Raw genomic sequence first — 17,054 nt, forward strand, 5'->3', positions numbered from 1 at the left:
CAAGGCCTACCACGCACGTCCGGACCATCCCAAACATGATCACCCATCTGAAGCAACTTCTATCACGACGCTCCACCGCCCCGGCCCCGGACTCCACGTACAGCGGCAGGCAGACGATTCGCAGGGAAATGTTCCTCATCGGCCTGTTCTGCCTGGCGGCGATAGCCGTCGTCGTCGTTTCCATGCAGTCCATGGGCATCTACCGCGCGGGCATGGACAGCGCGCGCGAACGGATCACCGGCGCGAACAGGCAGATTTCGTCCTACGTCGAGGCCCACCTCGAAGGCCTGGCGGCCGCGGTACGGATCATGGCCGCCACCCCCGATGTCGTGCATGGCGACACAAGCGGCGAGGAATCCAGGGAACGCGCCCGGACCTACTTCCGTTTCGTCGAGCTATCCAACCCGAACGTGAAGTACTGTTATGCAGGCTATGCAGGCGGAGAACTGCTGATCAACGGCTACATCCCGCCCGATGGCTACGATCCGAGGGTCCGGCCCTGGTACGTCGCCGCGGTCGAAAGCTGGCCCAAAATGACCATCGGCCTGCCCTATCGGGACATCGTCGACCAGGAGTGGCTCGTCGCCATATCATCGGCCTTTTCCGACGCCAACGGCCTGCGCGGCGTCGTCTCCGTCGATAGCACCCTGTCCAGCATGGACGGGATGCTCAACAATATCAAATCCTTCAGCAGCCAGTCGAACTTCGTCGTCAATGCCGGGGGGCAGATCCTCATCCACAACAACGAGAACGGGTACCTAGACCACAAAATCGGGGACATTGTCCCCGGGGCCATGGAGCTGATGAAGGCCGATACCGGCTATATCGAATACGACTTGCCCGGAACCGGAATCCGGATGGCGTATTTCACCCGGCTCAACATCAACGACTGGATCATCATATCCGCCGTGGACCGGGACGAGGTCATGGCCCCGATCAGAGGCAGGATCGCGCTGACCGTGTCGGCGACGGCCCTGGTCACGCTGCTGCTGGGGCTTCTGCAGCTCAAGGCGTACGAGTGGCGCTTCGTCGAGCCGTTCATGACCCTCAAACGGCGCATAGCCGACATCACGGCGGGCAGGGAGGCGGGCAGAAAGCCGCCGTCCATTTCCAACGCCGAACTGGCTTCCATCGCGGACAGCATCGAAGGGATGACCCAGTCCTCTCTCCGGCGCAAGGCCACGGAGCTGCGGCTCATCCTGGAGACGACCAGCGACGGCCTGCTGGTCCTGGACGATCAGGACAGGATCACGCACTACAACCAGCGCTTCCTCGAACTGTGGAACCTCCGGGACGAGCATGTCGGCGGGGGACTGAGCGCCCTCGTCATCGAGCACGTCAGAGGGGCCGTCCTGCCCGAGTCCGCCGACAGCGTACTCGAAACACGCCACAAGGACCGGGACAGCCAGCTGATCCACCTGAAAACGGGGATCATCCTCGAACAAAGCGCCCGGCCGCTGCTCGAGGACGGCAGCGTCACGGGCTGGCTGTGGAGTTTCAAGGATGTGACCATCAAGATCATGGCCGAAGAAAAGCTCCGGTTACTGGCCGCCACGGACGAACTGACGGGCCTTTGGAACCGGCGCTGCTTCATGGGCCGGGCCGAGGCGGAAATCACCGAGGCGACGCGCCTGCGCCAACCCTTGTGCCTGGTGCTCCTGGACGCGGACCACTTCAAGCGCATCAACGACACCTACGGCCACGCGGCCGGGGACGCCGCCCTGAAATACCTGGCGAACACGCTGACCTCGCGCCTTCGCTCCTCGGACACCGTCGGACGGATCGGCGGAGAGGAATTCGCGATCCTGCTGCCCAACACGGGCCAGGAGACTGCCCGGGCGGTGCTCGAAAAGATCCGGACCGTCATCGCGCAAGGACGCTTCACCTTTGGCGACAAGGAACTGGCCTTCACCGTAAGCATCGGCATCGCCGCCCTGCAAGGCGCCAAGATCAGCGTCGACGAATTCTTCTCCGTCGCCGACGCAGCCTGCTACCAGGCCAAGGCCCTGGGACGGAACCGCACCGTGGTCCGGGCCTGCGACAGCCCCCGGCCGGATGAAGCCGTAAGCCGGCAGTGACGCCGCGCGGCACGTGGTCAGCCCGGCCATTGCGGCCGCCGGAAGACGGCCAGTGACAAACGGAGACGGCCATCGCCTGTCCGGCATGGAATATGGCGATGAAAGAGCGTGACTGGATACATCCTTCCGCACAGTCTGTTTGACGGGCTTCCGCCCCGATTCCGGAGCGCTACGATCGGAATTATTCTTGACAATGTGCCTCCATGCACAATATTTATGGTTTTGAAGGGGAGTAGCTCCCAGTGGCAAGGTCAACAATACTGGCGCGAAAGCGCTTGGCCTTGCCGTCGGAATCAACCGATGAGCCAGACCTTCAGCATGATCAACCATGCTGGAGGTCTTTTTTTTGGATGACCTCCAGCCAAATCAGGAGGTTCCATGAAGACCGATTCTCTTTCTCCATCTTGCGCGGCCGTCGCGCATACAAGAACAGCCTATCTCTTTTTCCCCCTTATCGCCCTGGCCTTTCTACTTTTCACCTGGCCAGACCTGGCCGACGCAAAACGCATGGGCGGAGGCGGGTCCTTCGGCAGCAAACCGTCGTACAGCAGCGGCTACAACAAGCAGGCTTCCCCTTCCAAGGACTCCCCGACCATGGCCAAGCAGGCTGCACCGAACAGCCCGTCCCGCTTCGGCGGCCTCGGCGGCATGTTCGGTGGCCTGCTCATGGGCGGCCTCATCGGCTCCATGCTTTTCGGCGGCGGATTCGCAGGCCCGGGCATGCTCGACATGCTTCTCCTGGCCATGGGCGGGTTTCTGCTGTTCAAGTTCCTAAAATCCCGCCGGGCGGCCACGGCAAATTCCGCGCCCTATGCCTACGCCGGACATGAAGAAGCCCGGAACCCCGGCTCTCATGGCGGATGGGGCCAGCAGCGCTTCGAAGCGCAGGCGCCGCCGCGGCCCGTCATGCCCCACGGCCTGGACGAGCAGGAATTCCTGGCCGGGGCGAAGGCCCTGTACACCCGCCTGCAGGCATCCTGGGACCGTCGGGACATCGACGACATCCGCCAGTTCACGAGCCCGGAAGTGTACGGCGAGATCGCACGCCAGGCAGCGCTCGACCCTGCGCCCGGGCGCACGGAAATCCTCATGGTCGAGGCGCGCGTACTGGAGGCCCGCAACGCAGGGACCGAAACCGTCATCAGTGTGCTCTTCGACGCCATGCTGCGCGAGGACGGCGAAGGCTCCCCGGCGGAGCAGGTCAGGGAAGTCTGGCACATCCGACGCGACGAAAGCGACCAGTCCCCCCAGTGGACCCTGGAGGGCATCCAGCAACTGACGGTGTAGCGCCCTGCCTGGCACACGCCCGGGGCATTGGCATGGCCAATGCCCCGGGCGTTTTTCCGTCTGCAGCACCCGACGGCAAGGCAGGTGGACTCGAGAAAGAGATCAAGATGACACGTCGTGTTTCAGCCGAGGATGCCGGCCACCAACGGCAGGGGAAGTATCACGGCCCGTGTGTCGATCATCAGGGCCTCCACACGCGAAAGCCCCGGAGCTTGTGACTCCAGGGCTTTCGTTCGTGCGTACGCATATGGGTCCGTCCCTGTCCAGCAAAGCGGCCAAGCCATATGCGCCAGTGCTTCAGAGCGCCCAGGAAGGGGACGGAATCGCGGGAGAAGTAACCACAGGAAATTCAACCCCCATGCATAGAAAAAGCCGCAGGAGCTTTCACTTCAGCGGCTTATCCGTTTTTTGGTGTCGAAGGGGGGACTCGAACCCCCACGGGATACCCCACTACCCCCTCAAGATAGCGTGTCTACCAATTCCACCACTTCGACATCTAACCTATCAGATTTGCGAAACTTCATCCCGCAAACCGGAGAAGCAGTCTTTAGCCATGCCTCTTCGGTTTGTCCAGCACTTTTTTTACTGTTTCTGCTCCGGAGCGGCAGGCTGCTCGGCCGGGGCCGCGGGGGCGGCGTCCTGGGTGGCCGGGATCTGGGTCACGGGCATGTCGATGACGATGGACTCCTTGGGAGCCACGTGCTGCTGGGTGCTGATATACGTGAAGACCATGGAAGTCAGGAAGAACACGGTCGCTGCGCCGGCGGTCAGTTTGCCGAGCAGGCCTCCCGCGCCCGTGGCCCCGAACAGGGACCCGCCGCCACCGCCGAAGATGACTCCCATGCCCTCTTTGCCGGACTGCAGCAGGACGAGGACGACAAGGGTGACACAGGCAATGACGTGAATGGTGATTATCAGGGCGTTCAAGGGGATTCCTCCTAATATTTAAGCCAGAACGATCTGGCTGAAGCTGTCGGCTTTGAGACTTGCGCCGCCTACCAGTACACCGTCCACATTGTCAAGGCGGATGATGATTCCGGCGTTGTCGGGCTTGACGGAACCCCCGTAGAGGATACGCACGGATGCGCCCTCGGTCGGCAGCAGGGCCACGAGTTTTTCGCGCACAAAGGCATGGGCGGCCAAAATCTCGGCCGGTCCGGCGACCTCGCCCGTGCCGATGGCCCAGACCGGCTCATAGGCCACTGCCAGGTTCCCGGCCGTGGCTGTGCCGAGCACGCCCTCCAGGCCCTTCTCCAGCTGCCGCGCCAGCACCGTCTCGACCTGCCCGGCCCTGCGCTCCTCGATGGTCTCGCCGACGCACAGGATCATCCGCAGGCCCGCGCCCAGGCCGAAGGTCACCTTCCGCCCGACAAGCTCGTCACCCTCTCCCAGGACGTGCCTGCGCTCGGAGTGTCCGGCCAGAGCGTAGGCGCAGCCCAGGTCCAGCAGTTGCTCAGGGGCGATCTCGCCCGTGAAGGCGCCCTGCCCGGCAGGGTAGAAGTTCTGGGCGCCTGCGCTGCAGCCCGGGGTCTTGGAAAGGATGGGAGCCACGGCCGAAAGCATGGTGAAGGACGGACAGACCAGGACCTCGCGGTCCGCGGGCAGACGCCCGTCCAGCAGCCCGACCAGTTCCGCGGCCGTGGCCGCGCCTTCGGCCACGGTCTTGTACATCTTCCAGTTGGCGGCCATGAGCTTCTTCATGACTTCTTCTCCAGGGCGGTGAAGGCCGGCAGTTCCTTGCCTTCGAGGAATTCCAGGAACGAGCCGCCGCCGGTCGAAATGAAGGAGAACTTCTCGGTCAGCCTGGTCTGCTCCACGATGACGTTGGTGTCGCCGCCACCGAGGATGGTCATGGCGGGGATGGCGGCCACCACCCGGCAGAGGTTGATGGAACCCTGGGCAAAGGCCGGGTTCTCGAAGGCACCCATGGGGCCGTTCCAGATGACGGTCCCGGCGTCCTTGATGACCTCGGCGAACAGGGTGTGGGAGGCCGGGCCCGTGTCGAGGATCATCTCATCCTGGGGAATGTCTTGGTAGGTCTTCACGCCCGAGGCGATGCCGCCCTTGGGGTCTGTGCCGAGGATGAAGTCCACGGGCAGGTAGAACTTGACGCCCTTCTCGCGGGCCTCGACCATGATGGCCATGGCATCCTCGAGCAGGTCGTCCTCGACCAGGGAGGTGCCGACCTCGAAGCCCTGGGCCTTGCGGAAGGTGTTGGCCATGGCGCCGCCGACGATCATGGAATCGACCTGCCCCATGAGGGCCTTCAGGATGCCGAGCTTGGAGGATACCTTGGCCCCGCCGATGATGGCCACGAAGGGGCGCTTGGGGTCTTTCAGGGCCTCGCCCAAGTACTGCCATTCCTTCTTCAGGAGCAGGCCGCCGCAGCAGTCGGCGATAAATTCCGTCACGCCGACCACTGAGGCGTGGGCCCGGTGGGACGCACCGAAGGCGTCGTTGACGTAGACTTGGCCGAGGCCGGCCAGTTCGCGGCTGAAATCGGGGTCGTTCTTGGTCTCGCCGGGATGGAAGCGCAGGTTTTCAAGCAGCAGGACTTCGCCGGGCTTCAGGGCGTCGGCCATGGCCCTGACCTCGGGCCCGATGCAGTCCGGAGCCATCTTCACCTCGCGACCCAGCAGCTCGGCCAGGCGGGCGGCCACGGGCTTGAGGGAGAACTGGGCGTCCGGGGCGCCCTTGGGCCGGCCCAAATGGGAGCAGATCACCAGGGAGGCGCCGCCGTCCAGGGCCATCTGCAGGGTCGGCAGGCTCTGACGGATGCGGTTGTCGTCGGTGATGGTCTCGCCCTTCAGGGGCACGTTGTAGTCGACGCGCATGAGGACGCGCTTGCCGCTGACATTCAGTTCGTCCAGAAATCTCATATGGTCTGCCTCCATGGGCTGCGGAGTTGGTTGTCGAAGGCGTGTGCAAACATCCGCTTACGTACTGGAATGGCGCCGGAATGACAATGCCCCGCCCCATCGGCATGGAATCCGGCCCGCCCCCCTTGATCCCGGAACGCAAAGCACGCACAATGCCATGGTCCCGATTTTTTGCAACGTCATCCCAAGGATCGCAGCATGACCGCACCGCGCATCGCCACCATGACCATGAACGACTACCCCGCCGCCCTGGCCCTGTGGCAGGACACGCCGGGCATCGGCCTGTCCGCCGCCGACGGGCCCGAGTGCATGCGCGACTACCTGCTGCGCAATCCGGGCCTGAGCCAGTGCGCCTGGTCCGGCGAAGTCCTGACAGGTACGGTCCTGGCCGGGCACGACGGCCGGCGCGGCTACCTGCATCATCTGTGCGTGCACGAAGATTACAGGCGCGGAGGCATCGGCCGCATGCTGATCGACAGCGCCCTGGGCGCCCTGGCCGAAGCAGGGCTGGACAAGGCCCACGCCTTCCTCTTCACGGACAACGAGGACGGGCGGAAATTCTGGGAGCGGATCGGGTGGAACTGGCGCGCGGACATCGGGGTCGTGTCCCGGATGACGGCTGGAGGCGGACGATGAAGAGCATACTGAACCAGAGCAGGCAGCGCCTCGACCACGTGCGCGCCATCCGGCGCGAGCTGCACCGGCATCCCGAGATCGGCGTGGACCTTCCCCGAACCAAGGCCCTGGTCCTGCGTGAACTGAACAGGCTCGGCCTGGACGTCCGGGAGAACGTCGGCGGAGGCATCGTGGCAGATCTGCACGGACCGGACGAAGCCTCGGGCGGCATGATCGCCCTGCGGGCCGACATGGACGCCCTGCCCGTGCAGGAGGAGACCGGGCTCGACTTCGCCTCGCAGATCCTTGGGCAGGCCCACGTCTGCGGCCACGACGCGCACACGGCCATGCTCCTGGGCGCGGCCGCCCTGCTTACGGACCTGCGGGACAGGCTGCCGACGGGCGTGCGCTTCCTTTTCCAGCCCAACGAGGAGAACCAGCCCGGCGGGGCGAAATTCATGGTCGAGGCCGGGTGCCTGGACGGCGTGAGCGAGGTCTACGGCCTGCACGTCTGGCCGGGCAGGCCCACGGGCTGGTTCGGCACCCGCCCCGGCCCCCTCATGGCCCGGCCAGACGTCTTCGGCGTGACCCTGCGGGGCAAGGGCGGCCACGCCTCGGCCCCGCACCAGTGCGTCGACCCGGTCCTGGCCGCCTGCCACCTGGTGACCCAGCTCAATACCATCGTCTCGCGCCGGGTGCCCCCGGGCGAACGGGCCGTGCTCAGCGTGACGCGCCTCGACGCCGGCACGGGCTACAACATCATCCCGGACATGGCCTTCCTGCAGGGCACGGTGCGCACGCTCTCGGCGTCGACGGGCGACATGATCGAAGGGGCCATGCGCGCCATGACGGACGCCGTGGCCGCAGGCATGGGCGTGCAGGCCGACTTCGACTACCTGCGGGGCTTCCCCGTGGTCGTCAACGATTCTGCAGCCGCGGCGAAAGCCGCACGGGTTCTCGGGGAGATGTCGGAAATGGTAGAGGGGAACATCGATCCGGTCATGGCCGGAGAAGATTTCTCGCAGTACCAGCAGAAGGTGCCGGGCTGCTTCGTCTTCATGGGCTGCGGCCCCTGCGCCGCCGACGGCCGGGGCGGGCTGCACAGCTCGTGCTTCTGCCTGGACGAGGACTGCTTGCCCTGGGGCGTTACGGCCCTGGCGGCCCTGGCCCTGGATCGGGGGTGAGCCGCGCGCTTCCCCTTCCGCTACAGGTCGAAAATCATGGATTCCCGCCTTCGCGGGAATGACACAAAAAAATGCGGCAGAAATCCACAGGAGGACCCCAAAAGAGAGGCCAACCAGAGGTCTGAAAACGTTCCCTGGCTTTCCATTCTCCCGCTCAAAGTCCAGCCCCAAGCGTGTCGGGCGGTTTCTGCCGAGGGCCGTCGACTGTCCGACTGAGCCAGGCATCGTTGGCGTAAACGTCGCCAAACGCACCGCCCGGGCCTGCCGCGCCGGCACGCGACGTTTCCGCCGTACGAGGCCCGCGAGGAAGTTTCGACGGGCCTCGGCAGAGACCGCCCGACACGCGCCCGCCCCGCCACGCACCCCGTTCTTCGTTCTTTAACTTAGACCGCCGGAAGCTCAACCGGACAGCCGAACCTCCCGGTCAGGGCTGCTCGTAAAACACGTATGTCGCAAACTCAGCGACCTCGAAGTACACCTTCTTCTCACCCGGTCCGACCTTACCGTCAAAATCCGTGTCGGCCACGCCGTAGCCGAAGCGGTAGCCCCTGGCCTGGCGGTCCGCGGTGCCGTAGGCCGTGGACAGCTTGTCGATCTTGATGAAACGGTGGACGAGCTTTTCCCCGGAGAACACCTCCAGGACTCCGTTGGTCCCGGTCCAGTTCTGGATGGAGCGTCCCAGCTGGTTCTGGGCTTCCTGCGTGCAGCCGAAAAGGCCGGCAAGTAACAGAGCGAATACCATCTTTCTCATAGTCCCTCCCTTTCCGGTCATTGCAGGGCGTTCACGCGCCCACGTCCTTCCTGCGCCATTTGGTCCAGGCCGGCAGTTCCTCCCAGGCTGTCCTGATCCGCGCCTCATGTTCGTCCGTCAGCGGATCCAATTCCCGCAGGGCGGCCTTGAAGGCCGGCCCGTGGTTGCGGTACGCCACATGGCAGAGCTCGTGGAGCACGACGTTGCGCGCCAGGGGCCGGGGCAGAAAAAGAAGCTTGGCGTTGAGGCTGATGCCGCCCCTCGCCGAACAGCTGCCCCAGCGGCCGGCCTGGTTGCGCACCCGGACGCTCGAGATGGACACCCCGTGCAGCTGCGCAACCTCCCGGCAGAACGGGACGAGATGGCACTTTCCCAGATCGGCCAGCCACATCTGCAGCAAGAGCGCCCCGGCGCCGGTCTCGCCGCCGGGCAGCAGCACGCGAAGCTGCGTTTCCGCGACATGCAGTTCAGGCCGGACGGCCTCGCCGTAGGCAACGAAATATTCCCGGTTCAGGAACGCGAGAGTGACGGCATCCGGCAAAGGGTTCTGCCCCGGCGCCTGGCCCCTGGTTTCGAGGTCGGCCAGGCGCTCCATGAGCCAGGACTTGTGCCGTTCAAGGATGGACGGCACTTCGGACGTCGAAACCCTGTACGGCAGAACGACCTCGATCCCCCGACAGGAGCGCATCTTGAGCCAGACTTTGCGCGCCCTGGGGTTGCGGGTCACGGTGACGGGGATGGAATTCCACTGCATGGATGAAAAAGGGCGGCTTTCGCCGCCCTCGCTTACCAGGTTTTGGTCCGCTGCTCCGCCAGAGCTTTTTCCTGCTCCGCGAAATCTGCAAACCCGGCCTGATGCAGGGCATCCCTGACCGTGGTCTGCCAGTCCCAGTTGGCGTAGATGACCGGCTTGTGGAAGATGCTGCGGAAGGTGGCCAGCTCCTGCCGGTAGAAATCCTCCTTGGCTGCACCGAGGTTGGACTGCAGCTGCTCGTGCAGGCGGGCCAGCTCGCCTTCGTACCAGTCCATGAGGTCCGGTCCGGAGGTGTTCTTCTTGAGGATGTGCTCGTAGCGGTTCTCAGCCAGGAGCATATGCAGACGCTCCAGGTGCTGTTCCGTGAGCCACGCGCCCAGGCCAGAAAGCGGGATGTTCTCGGACTCGACCTCGGCGATGTCGAACTTGGTCTGCTGGTAGGTGTCCGGCACGACCGAGGCCGAGACGATGCCGGCGATGCACACCAGGCCGCGGATGATCTTGGAGTTGGACACGCCCTGGCCGCAGAAGCCGACCTTCTTGCGGAACTTCTGGCCCGTGAAGATGGTCGTCAGGATGGCCCAGACCACCGCCGGGTCCTCCTCGTCGTAGATGTGGCGCAGGCGGGCGTTGTCACGGTCGGTGCCGAGTACCAACTGGGTCATGTCATTGGAGCCGATGGAGAACCCGTCGAACTCCTTGATGAATTCCTTGGCCAGCACGGCGTTGCTCGGGATCTCGGACATGAGGATGATCTTCAGGCCCGAGTCTCCGGACTGGATGTGGTGCACCTGCTGGAGGTAGCGCTTCATGGAGCGGGCCTCTTCGAGGGTGCGCACGAAGGGCAGCATGAGGTGCAGATTCACGCCGCCAAAGGCGCCGCGGGCCAGCTTGAAGGACTCCAGCTCCCAGTCGTGGATGTTGCGCGACACGCCGCGGTAGCCGAGCATGGGGTTGTCCTCGTGTCCTTCGAACAGGAGGCCGCCCAGGAGGTTGCGGTATTCGTTGGTCTTGTAGTCCGTGGTGCGGTAGACGATGGTCTTGCCGTGGAAGGCCATGGCGAAGAGAGCCAGGCCCTGGGCCAGGGACTGGATGTACAGCTCCTTGCCGCTGCGGTAACCGCGGGCCTTGAGGATTTCGCGGATCTTCTCCGGCAGGGTGCGGACCGTGTCCATTTCCTGCTGCAGGCCGACCTTTTTGGCCACGTCCTCACGCATGGCGGCGATCTTCTCCAGGATGGAGACGATGACCGGATCCTTCTCGATGCGGGCCACGTCACGGGAGATGGCGTCCTGGAGCTCGTGGCGGCGGCGCTGGGACTGCGGGTCCGCGCCAAGGTTCTCCAGCTCGTCGGCGTAGCCCATGATGACGGCCACATGGTCGCGCAGGTTGTGGGAGGTCTTCAAGACTTCAAAGCGCTGTGTGGCGAACTCCAAGTGCTCGTCGAGCTTCTTGTCCAGTTCGCGCAGCTGGCGGTGGATGGCCAGAACCTCGTCGGTGCCCTTGGCGCCTTCGCGCTCGGTCAACTCCTCCATCTTGCGGCCCAGGCCCGTGACGATGCCCACGTAGCTGCGCAGCTTGATGTCCAGGGAAATGATGCCGGCGGCCATCTGCTCGGACACGATCTTGGTCAGGTCGTTCTCGAGGACCGTCAGCTTCTCGGTGACCACGGTCTCCAGGGTGCCCAGGTCATAGGCCTCCAGGGCCAGGGGGTGGACGCCGATGTTGCCGAGCATGAACTCGGCGCGCAGCAGGCCCACCTCGAAATCGGGGACGTCGCGCAGGCGCGACAGGAAGAGCGACTGCCCCACGTCGGCCAGGATGAGGCCGACCTTGGTCTTGGTGTCCGGCAGCTGGCTCACGTCGATCTCGCCGCCCACGTCAACGAGTGGCAACAGACCGCGGTAGACCTTGCCGCGGGAGCCGTCCACGGTCACGTCCTGACCGTCCAGGGTGCGCAGCTTCTCCAAGCGCTTGATGCCGATGACGGCCGGGATGCCCAGTTCGCGGGAGGTGATGGCAGCGTGGCTGGTGTCGCCGCCGGCGTCGGCCATGATGGCCGAGGCGATGCGCATGCCCGGCACCATGTCCGGGTCAGTGCGCTCGGCCGCCAGGACATTGCCCTTGTTGATCTTGTTCAGTTCCAGGGCCGAACGCAGGTAGCGCACCTGGCCCTGGCCGGCGCCGCGGGACGCGCCGTTGCCCTCAAGGAGCACTTCTGCGTACTTGGCGGCCTCGGGGTCCACTTCCTTGCGGCGCATGAAAATCGTGTGCGGGTGATGATCCAGCTCTTCGTTCCAGCGGGTCTCGGGGCGGGCCTGCACGAACCACAGGCGGTCCCACTGGTCGATGCAGAACTCCGAGTCCATGATCATGCCGCCGTAGCCCTTGCTGATGCAGCGCACGCCCTTGGCCACGGATTCTGCCTGGGCCAGAGACAGGGACCAGCGGTAGGCCATGTCCTCGGGCACGGTCTCGACCTTGGTGCCGCGTCCGGACTCCTTGTAGACGATGCGCTTGTCCTTGCAGCCCATGTAGCGAATGACGATCTCCTGACCGTCCTCACGCTGGAAGACATAGAATTTGTCGGGCGTGACCAGGCCGCTGACCACGGCTTCGCCCAGGCCGTAGCTGGCGTCGATGGACACGAGGTCCTTGCGGGAGGTGCCGCGGCAGCCCGTGGACGTGTCGGCCGAGAAGGCTGTGCCCGAGATGACCGGGTTGATCATGCGCATGATGCACACGGACAGGGACGTGTTCTCGATGGCCCATTCCTGCTTGGCCTTGATGGCGATGGAGTCGTCACCGGTCTGCTCGGCCTTGGCCACGGCGTCGAGGATGGCCTCACGGCGGTAGGTCATGGAGCGCAGGTTGTAGGCCGAGGCGCAGTCCCAGTGATAGGCCTGGACCACGTAATTCTCGCCCACGATATTGAGGTAGGTGTCCTGCAGGCCGGCGAAGGCCTTCTTGCGGCTGTCCTCGCCGGCGGCCGAGGAACGCACGGCCACGGGCTCGTTCTCCAGGCCCGCTTCCTTGCAGATGTCGAGGTAGGCGCCACGCACGGCGTCGGCCACGTCCTTGGGCAGATCCACGGACAGGATGGCGACCTGCACGAGGACCGAGCGCTTGCGCAGCTGGTCGATGCCCTCGGGGGAAACGGCGAAGCCTTCGACGACGTTGTTGATGAAGGTGCGCAGGCGGATGAGGGTGCCTTCCTGCTTCTTGGCGGCTTCCTTCACGTCGAGGGCGATCTTGCGGACGAACTTCTGGAGGAACTCGGAGTCCTTGTTGATCTCGGCGTCGCTCCAGTCAGTGGTATCGTAGGCCCTGTCCACGGTGCTGCGAACCAGGGCGGCGTTGACCTTGGTCTCGTCGAGGAGCTTATGGAAGGCGATGGAGGAAACGGCCCTGAACTGCGGGGCGCGGATACCTTCGATGGTGCTGATGATGGCGGTGTTGTAGTTCTTGCCGCCGACCAGAAGCTCCGCCTCCTCGCCAATGGTCACGATGTCCTTGCCGGTCAGGATGAGCTGCTTCTGAATCAGCTCCAACTGCTCCGCGGTCGGCGTGCCAGTATCCGACGCATCGGCTTTCTTCTTGGAACCCTTCTTCTCGCTCTCAGCCATCTTCGCCTCCTTCGTGCGCGATTCGATCACATTCAAGCCCGCAAAAAACTGGGCATGGGGTACAGCCGACATGACGGCTCGTCAACAACGCCGACCCCTCATGACACGAAAAAATGATATACAAAAGTTCTTGACAGCAAAAGGACAGGCCCGAAGGCCTGTCTTACACCTTTTGTCCACACCCCGGACAGAACTTGAAGTCGTCCCTGGTGACCGGCGCGGAGCAGGTCGGGCACTTGCGGGGGGCGGGCACGAGCTTGACCAGCAGTTCCCCTTCCTTGACCGGGACCATTTTCTTGTCCTCCTGGTAGTCGGCGAACTTGAGCACCCGCTCGACCATGCCGTCCACCGGCGCGAGCACGGACTTCTCCTGCTTCATGATGGAGATGTTGAAGAGTTCCTCGCCCTTTTTGACCATGTCGCCGGGCTTGACGTGCACCACCCAGAGGTCGCCGCTGGACGGCGAACCCACCTGGTACGGGTCGCGCGGGTCGACCATCTCCAGACCCGTCTCGGCCTGCCCCACCGCCTCGGCCACCTTGACCTGCTGGCTGAAGGATTCCGAGTCGAGAGTGTAGGAGACCAGGCTCATGCCGTGATCATCGGGCCTGGAGACGTGCTGCATGGCCATGACGTGGTGCTTGCCGCTGGAGTCCTTGAACATGAACTCCTCGCCGGCGCGGACGCCTTCGAACCAGACATTGAGGGGCACCCGGTTGCAGTCCCCGTAGCGGGCCACGAACTTGATGGTGTTCAGGGCGTCGCCGGGCTGGCTCAGGTACATGAGCAGTTCCTCTTCCGTTGGCATGCGGCCGATGTGCTCGGCCAGGCTCTGCTGCTCCTTGGCAACATCGACATCCAGCAGGGTGGACAGCGGGGAGCATTCGGTGCGCCGCTCGATGGCTTCCTGCCAATCGGAGCCGAAGGCCGATTCGTAGACCCAGTCCGGCGGGAAGCCCAGGGGCAGGCGGCCGAACTTGCCCAGGAGCAGGTCGCGGAAGGCGTCGTTGGCGTCCTGGTAGATCTTCAGGCGCTCGGCCCGGATATCCTCGGGCAGGCTCTCCTCGGGCATGGTCACGACCTGGTCCAGGACGGACAGGAGCTTGCGCAGCCCTCTGCGTCCGCCGCGCTTGTAGGCGCCGGTCACGGCCAGGAAGGCCGTGTTCCAGGTGATCTGCGAACCCGGCGTCACGTCGTGGTAGCGCACGATCTTGCGGATGCCGGCCAGGAACTTGAGCATGTATGGCAGCAGGTGGATGTAGCCCTGCTTCATGGCCCCTTCCTGCGAGGACGACGTCGCGCCGCCGGGCATGCCGTGCTCGATGACGTCGTAGTCGATGCCCTGGAAGTGCGGGGCCGTATAGCGGTCGTAGTAGGGCATGATCTGCTTGAGCACGAAGCCCGTGGTGCGGATCATTTCCTTGTTCAGGTTGGTCTTGAGGCCCAGTTCCTCGATGTAGGCCGCTGTGGACAGCACCTCGCCCTGGCCGTACCAGCGCACGGACGCGCCGATGGCCGTGTCCACGATGTGCGCCCCGGCCTTGGCCGCCGCCGCCACCGCCGGCACGAACAGACCGTCGGTGTAGTGGCGATGGTAGTGGACGAGCAGGTCGGGGTAGGCCTTGCGGATGGCCGTGACCAGTTCGGTCATGAATATGGGCGGGCACACGCCGGCCATGTCCTTGAGGCCCAGGATGAACTTCTTCTCCACCTGCTTCTTGGAGCAGCCCAGAACCTGGGCGTTCATGTCGATGATCTCCTGCACCACGCCCAGGTAGTGCGGCACGTCGAAGCCCTTGGCCCAGGACAGGGAGATGGCAGGTTCCCAGATATTGGCCTTGGAATTGAGCGCCACTTCGGCGAAGGGCCGCATGTTCTCGATGTGATTGAGGAAATCGAAGCAGCGCACCACGTCGTAGTGCTCGCAGATCATCTCGCCCGTGCGGCGCATGATGTTACGCGGCACCGGCTTGTAGCCCAGCACGTTGGTCGAGCGGATGAGGAGCTGCTTCAGGGTCTTGGGCGCGAACTCGTTCCACTCGCGGGCTTCGGAGAAGGGGTAGGTCATGTTCGCGAGCATGGCCACGTGGAAGTGCGCCCCGCCGCCGTTCTCCAGGGAGAAGAACCCGCAGTTGTCGAGGTAGGGCCCGATGATGCGGTCCTCGGCCAGGCGGAAGCGGTTGCCCGAGTTGGACTGGGTGATGTCGCGCGTCGTCGTGTCCGTGAAGTGCACATGGTCGGAATCGCGGATGTACGAGAGGATGGCGTCGCGGTCGCCGCGCGGGTACGGATACTCATAGTATTCGGGCTCGATGGCCGGCAGGGACGGCTTGAAGGGGTCCATGCGCTTGCCCTCGCGCGTGCGGTACTCGCCGAGCTTGACGTGCGGGTTGTACCCGTGGGCCGAAATCTCCGCCACCAGGCGCGACAGGCGCACGGCCTCGGACTCCTTGTCCAGGTAGACCATGAGCTCGGGCGCGCTGGCCACGAACTTGGTGTCGTAGTCGCCGCTGCGGAAGCGCGGGTGGGCGATGATCTGGCGGTGGAACGGGATGGTCGTCTTGATGCCGCCGATGATGTATTCGCCCAGGGCCCGCTCCATGATGCCCAGGACCTTGTTCCACTGCGGGCCGTAGGCGATCAGGAGGGACGCGGCCGAGTCATACTGGGCCGGGAACTCGTAGCCGCCGCACACGCAGGAGTCCACGCGCACGCCGGGTCCGCCCGGCGACATGTAGCGCGTGATGCGGCCCGCATTGGGCGAAAAATTGTTCTGCGGGTCCTCGCAGTTCACGCGAACCTGGATGGCGTGGCTTTTCGGGGTGCAGTTCTCGTCGGTCAGGCGCAGCTCGGCCCCGAAGGCCACGGCGATCTGTTCCTCGACCAGGTCGATGCCGTAGCGGCACTCGGTGATGCCGTGCTCGACCTGCAGGCGGGTGTTGACCTCGATGAGGTAGGCCTCGCCCTTGGCGTCCACCAGGAACTCCACCGTGCACAGGGAGTGGTAGCCCACGGCCTGCACCAGCTGGCGCGAGTAGGCCTTGAGCTGGTCGCGCAGTTCCTGGGTCATGCCCGTCCACGGGGAAGGCGTGATCTCGACGAGCTTCTGGTGGTTGCGCTGCACCGTGCAATCGCGCTCGTCGAAGGCAAAGACGTTGCCGTACTTGTCGGCAATGACCTGGATCTCGATGTGGCGCACGGAGGTCAGCAACCGCTCGACATAGAGGCGCGGGTTGCCGAAGGACGCCTGGGCCAGGGTCGAGGCCTTGACGAAGGCGTCGGCCAGCTGGTCCTCGCTGAAGACTTCGTAGATGCCGCGTCCACCGCCGCCGCCCTCGGCCTTGAGCATGACCGGCAGCCCGATCTCCCCGGCGACCTTCTTGGCCTCCTCCACGGACACGGCCCCTTCGGAGCCCGGCACGACCGGGATGCCCAGCTTCTGGGCCAGGGTGCGGACCTGCACCTTGTTGCCCAGCAGACGCATGGCCTCGGACGTGGGTCCGATGAAGAGGACACCCGCCTCGGCGCACTTGGAGGGGAAGGAGTCGTCCTCGGAGGCAAAGCCCCAGCCGGGGTGGATGGCCGCGACGCCGCGCGCCTTGGCCATGGCGATGATCTTGTCGATGTCCAGATAGGCCCTCGGGTTCTCCCCGAGATGCAGAAGCTCCTGGGCGCCGGCGGTGAAGGGCGCGGTCTTGTCCACGTCCGTGGCCGTGATCATGGGTACGGCCTGGAACACTTCCTTGATGGAGCGGACGATGCGCCGGGCCGGAATGCCGCGGTTGGCCACAAGGATCTTCTTGCCCCGGATCTCCCGGGCAATCGCTTCAAAACTGCGGGGATGCAAAGACATATCTTTCTCCGTGCACATGGAATTTGC

General features: G+C 64.5%; 11 protein-coding genes and 1 tRNA gene. 4 read left to right on the plus strand and 8 right to left on the minus strand.

From position 1 onward, the window contains the following. The first annotated feature begins 35 nt into the window (after window positions 1–35). Window positions 36–2,078: a sensor domain-containing diguanylate cyclase gene (locus tag G394_RS20160; RefSeq protein WP_084435490.1), complete on the plus strand. Its 2,043-nt coding sequence runs from the start codon at window positions 36–38 to the stop codon at window positions 2,076–2,078. Window positions 2,079–2,456: 378 nt separating this feature from the next. Next, window positions 2,457–3,365, plus strand: a complete 909-nt coding sequence (locus G394_RS0108895) for a Tim44 domain-containing protein (protein WP_051307077.1) — start codon at window positions 2,457–2,459, stop codon at window positions 3,363–3,365. 409 nt (window positions 3,366–3,774) lie between these two features. On the opposite strand, the gene G394_RS0108900 is transcribed toward G394_RS0108895, so the two are convergent. The 4 genes from G394_RS0108900 to G394_RS0108915 all read right to left on the minus strand — a co-directional run bounded on the left by G394_RS0108900 (window position 3,775) and on the right by G394_RS0108915 (window position 6,244). Beyond that, a tRNA-Leu gene (locus G394_RS0108900) sits at window positions 3,775–3,859 on the minus strand. Window positions 3,860–3,947: 88 nt separating this feature from the next. Continuing rightward, window positions 3,948–4,292: a preprotein translocase subunit SecG gene (gene secG / locus G394_RS0108905; protein ID WP_028577357.1), complete on the minus strand. Its 345-nt coding sequence runs from the start codon at window positions 4,290–4,292 to the stop codon at window positions 3,948–3,950. An 18-nt stretch (window positions 4,293–4,310) separates the two neighbouring features. Then, the gene (gene tpiA / locus G394_RS0108910) at window positions 4,311–5,066 is read right to left on the minus strand and encodes a triose-phosphate isomerase (RefSeq protein WP_028577358.1); all 756 of its coding nucleotides are present in this window, start codon (window positions 5,064–5,066) and stop codon (window positions 4,311–4,313) included. Continuing rightward, window positions 5,063–6,244 carry a phosphoglycerate kinase gene (locus G394_RS0108915; RefSeq protein ID WP_028577359.1) on the minus strand — a complete coding sequence of 394 codons (1,182 nt, stop codon included), beginning with the start codon at window positions 6,242–6,244 and terminating at the stop codon, window positions 5,063–5,065. Before G394_RS0108915 ends, tpiA begins: the two co-directional genes overlap by 4 nt. A gap of 198 nt (window positions 6,245–6,442) precedes the next feature. Between G394_RS0108915 and G394_RS0108920 the strand changes: the two genes are divergently transcribed. After that, the gene (locus G394_RS0108920; RefSeq protein ID WP_211226244.1) at window positions 6,443–6,880 is read left to right on the plus strand and encodes a GNAT family N-acetyltransferase; all 438 of its coding nucleotides are present in this window, start codon (window positions 6,443–6,445) and stop codon (window positions 6,878–6,880) included. Then, window positions 6,877–8,043, plus strand: coding sequence for a M20 metallopeptidase family protein (locus tag G394_RS0108925; RefSeq protein ID WP_028577361.1), 1,167 nt, complete (start codon window positions 6,877–6,879; stop codon window positions 8,041–8,043). The genes G394_RS0108920 and G394_RS0108925 overlap by 4 nt, the downstream gene beginning before the upstream one ends. Before the next feature lie 424 nt (window positions 8,044–8,467). On the opposite strand, the gene G394_RS0108930 is transcribed toward G394_RS0108925, so the two are convergent. The 4 genes from G394_RS0108930 to G394_RS0108945 form a co-directional block, all read right to left on the minus strand. Then, window positions 8,468–8,794: a hypothetical protein gene (locus tag G394_RS0108930; RefSeq protein WP_028577362.1), complete on the minus strand. Its 327-nt coding sequence runs from the start codon at window positions 8,792–8,794 to the stop codon at window positions 8,468–8,470. Window positions 8,795–8,825: 31 nt separating this feature from the next. Further along, window positions 8,826–9,548: a M48 family metallopeptidase gene (locus G394_RS20165; RefSeq protein ID WP_051307078.1), complete on the minus strand. Its 723-nt coding sequence runs from the start codon at window positions 9,546–9,548 to the stop codon at window positions 8,826–8,828. Window positions 9,549–9,580: 32 nt separating this feature from the next. Continuing rightward, window positions 9,581–13,174, minus strand: coding sequence for a PEP/pyruvate-binding domain-containing protein (locus G394_RS0108940; protein WP_028577363.1), 3,594 nt, complete (start codon window positions 13,172–13,174; stop codon window positions 9,581–9,583). A 163-nt stretch (window positions 13,175–13,337) separates the two neighbouring features. Next, window positions 13,338–17,027: a pyruvate carboxylase gene (locus G394_RS0108945; protein WP_043775269.1), complete on the minus strand. Its 3,690-nt coding sequence runs from the start codon at window positions 17,025–17,027 to the stop codon at window positions 13,338–13,340. Window positions 17,028–17,054: the final 27 nt, after the last annotated feature.

Origin of the sequence: Desulfomicrobium escambiense DSM 10707, from assembly GCF_000428825.1 — a bacterium.
GTDB lineage: Bacteria > Desulfobacterota > Desulfovibrionia > Desulfovibrionales > Desulfomicrobiaceae > Desulfomicrobium > Desulfomicrobium escambiense.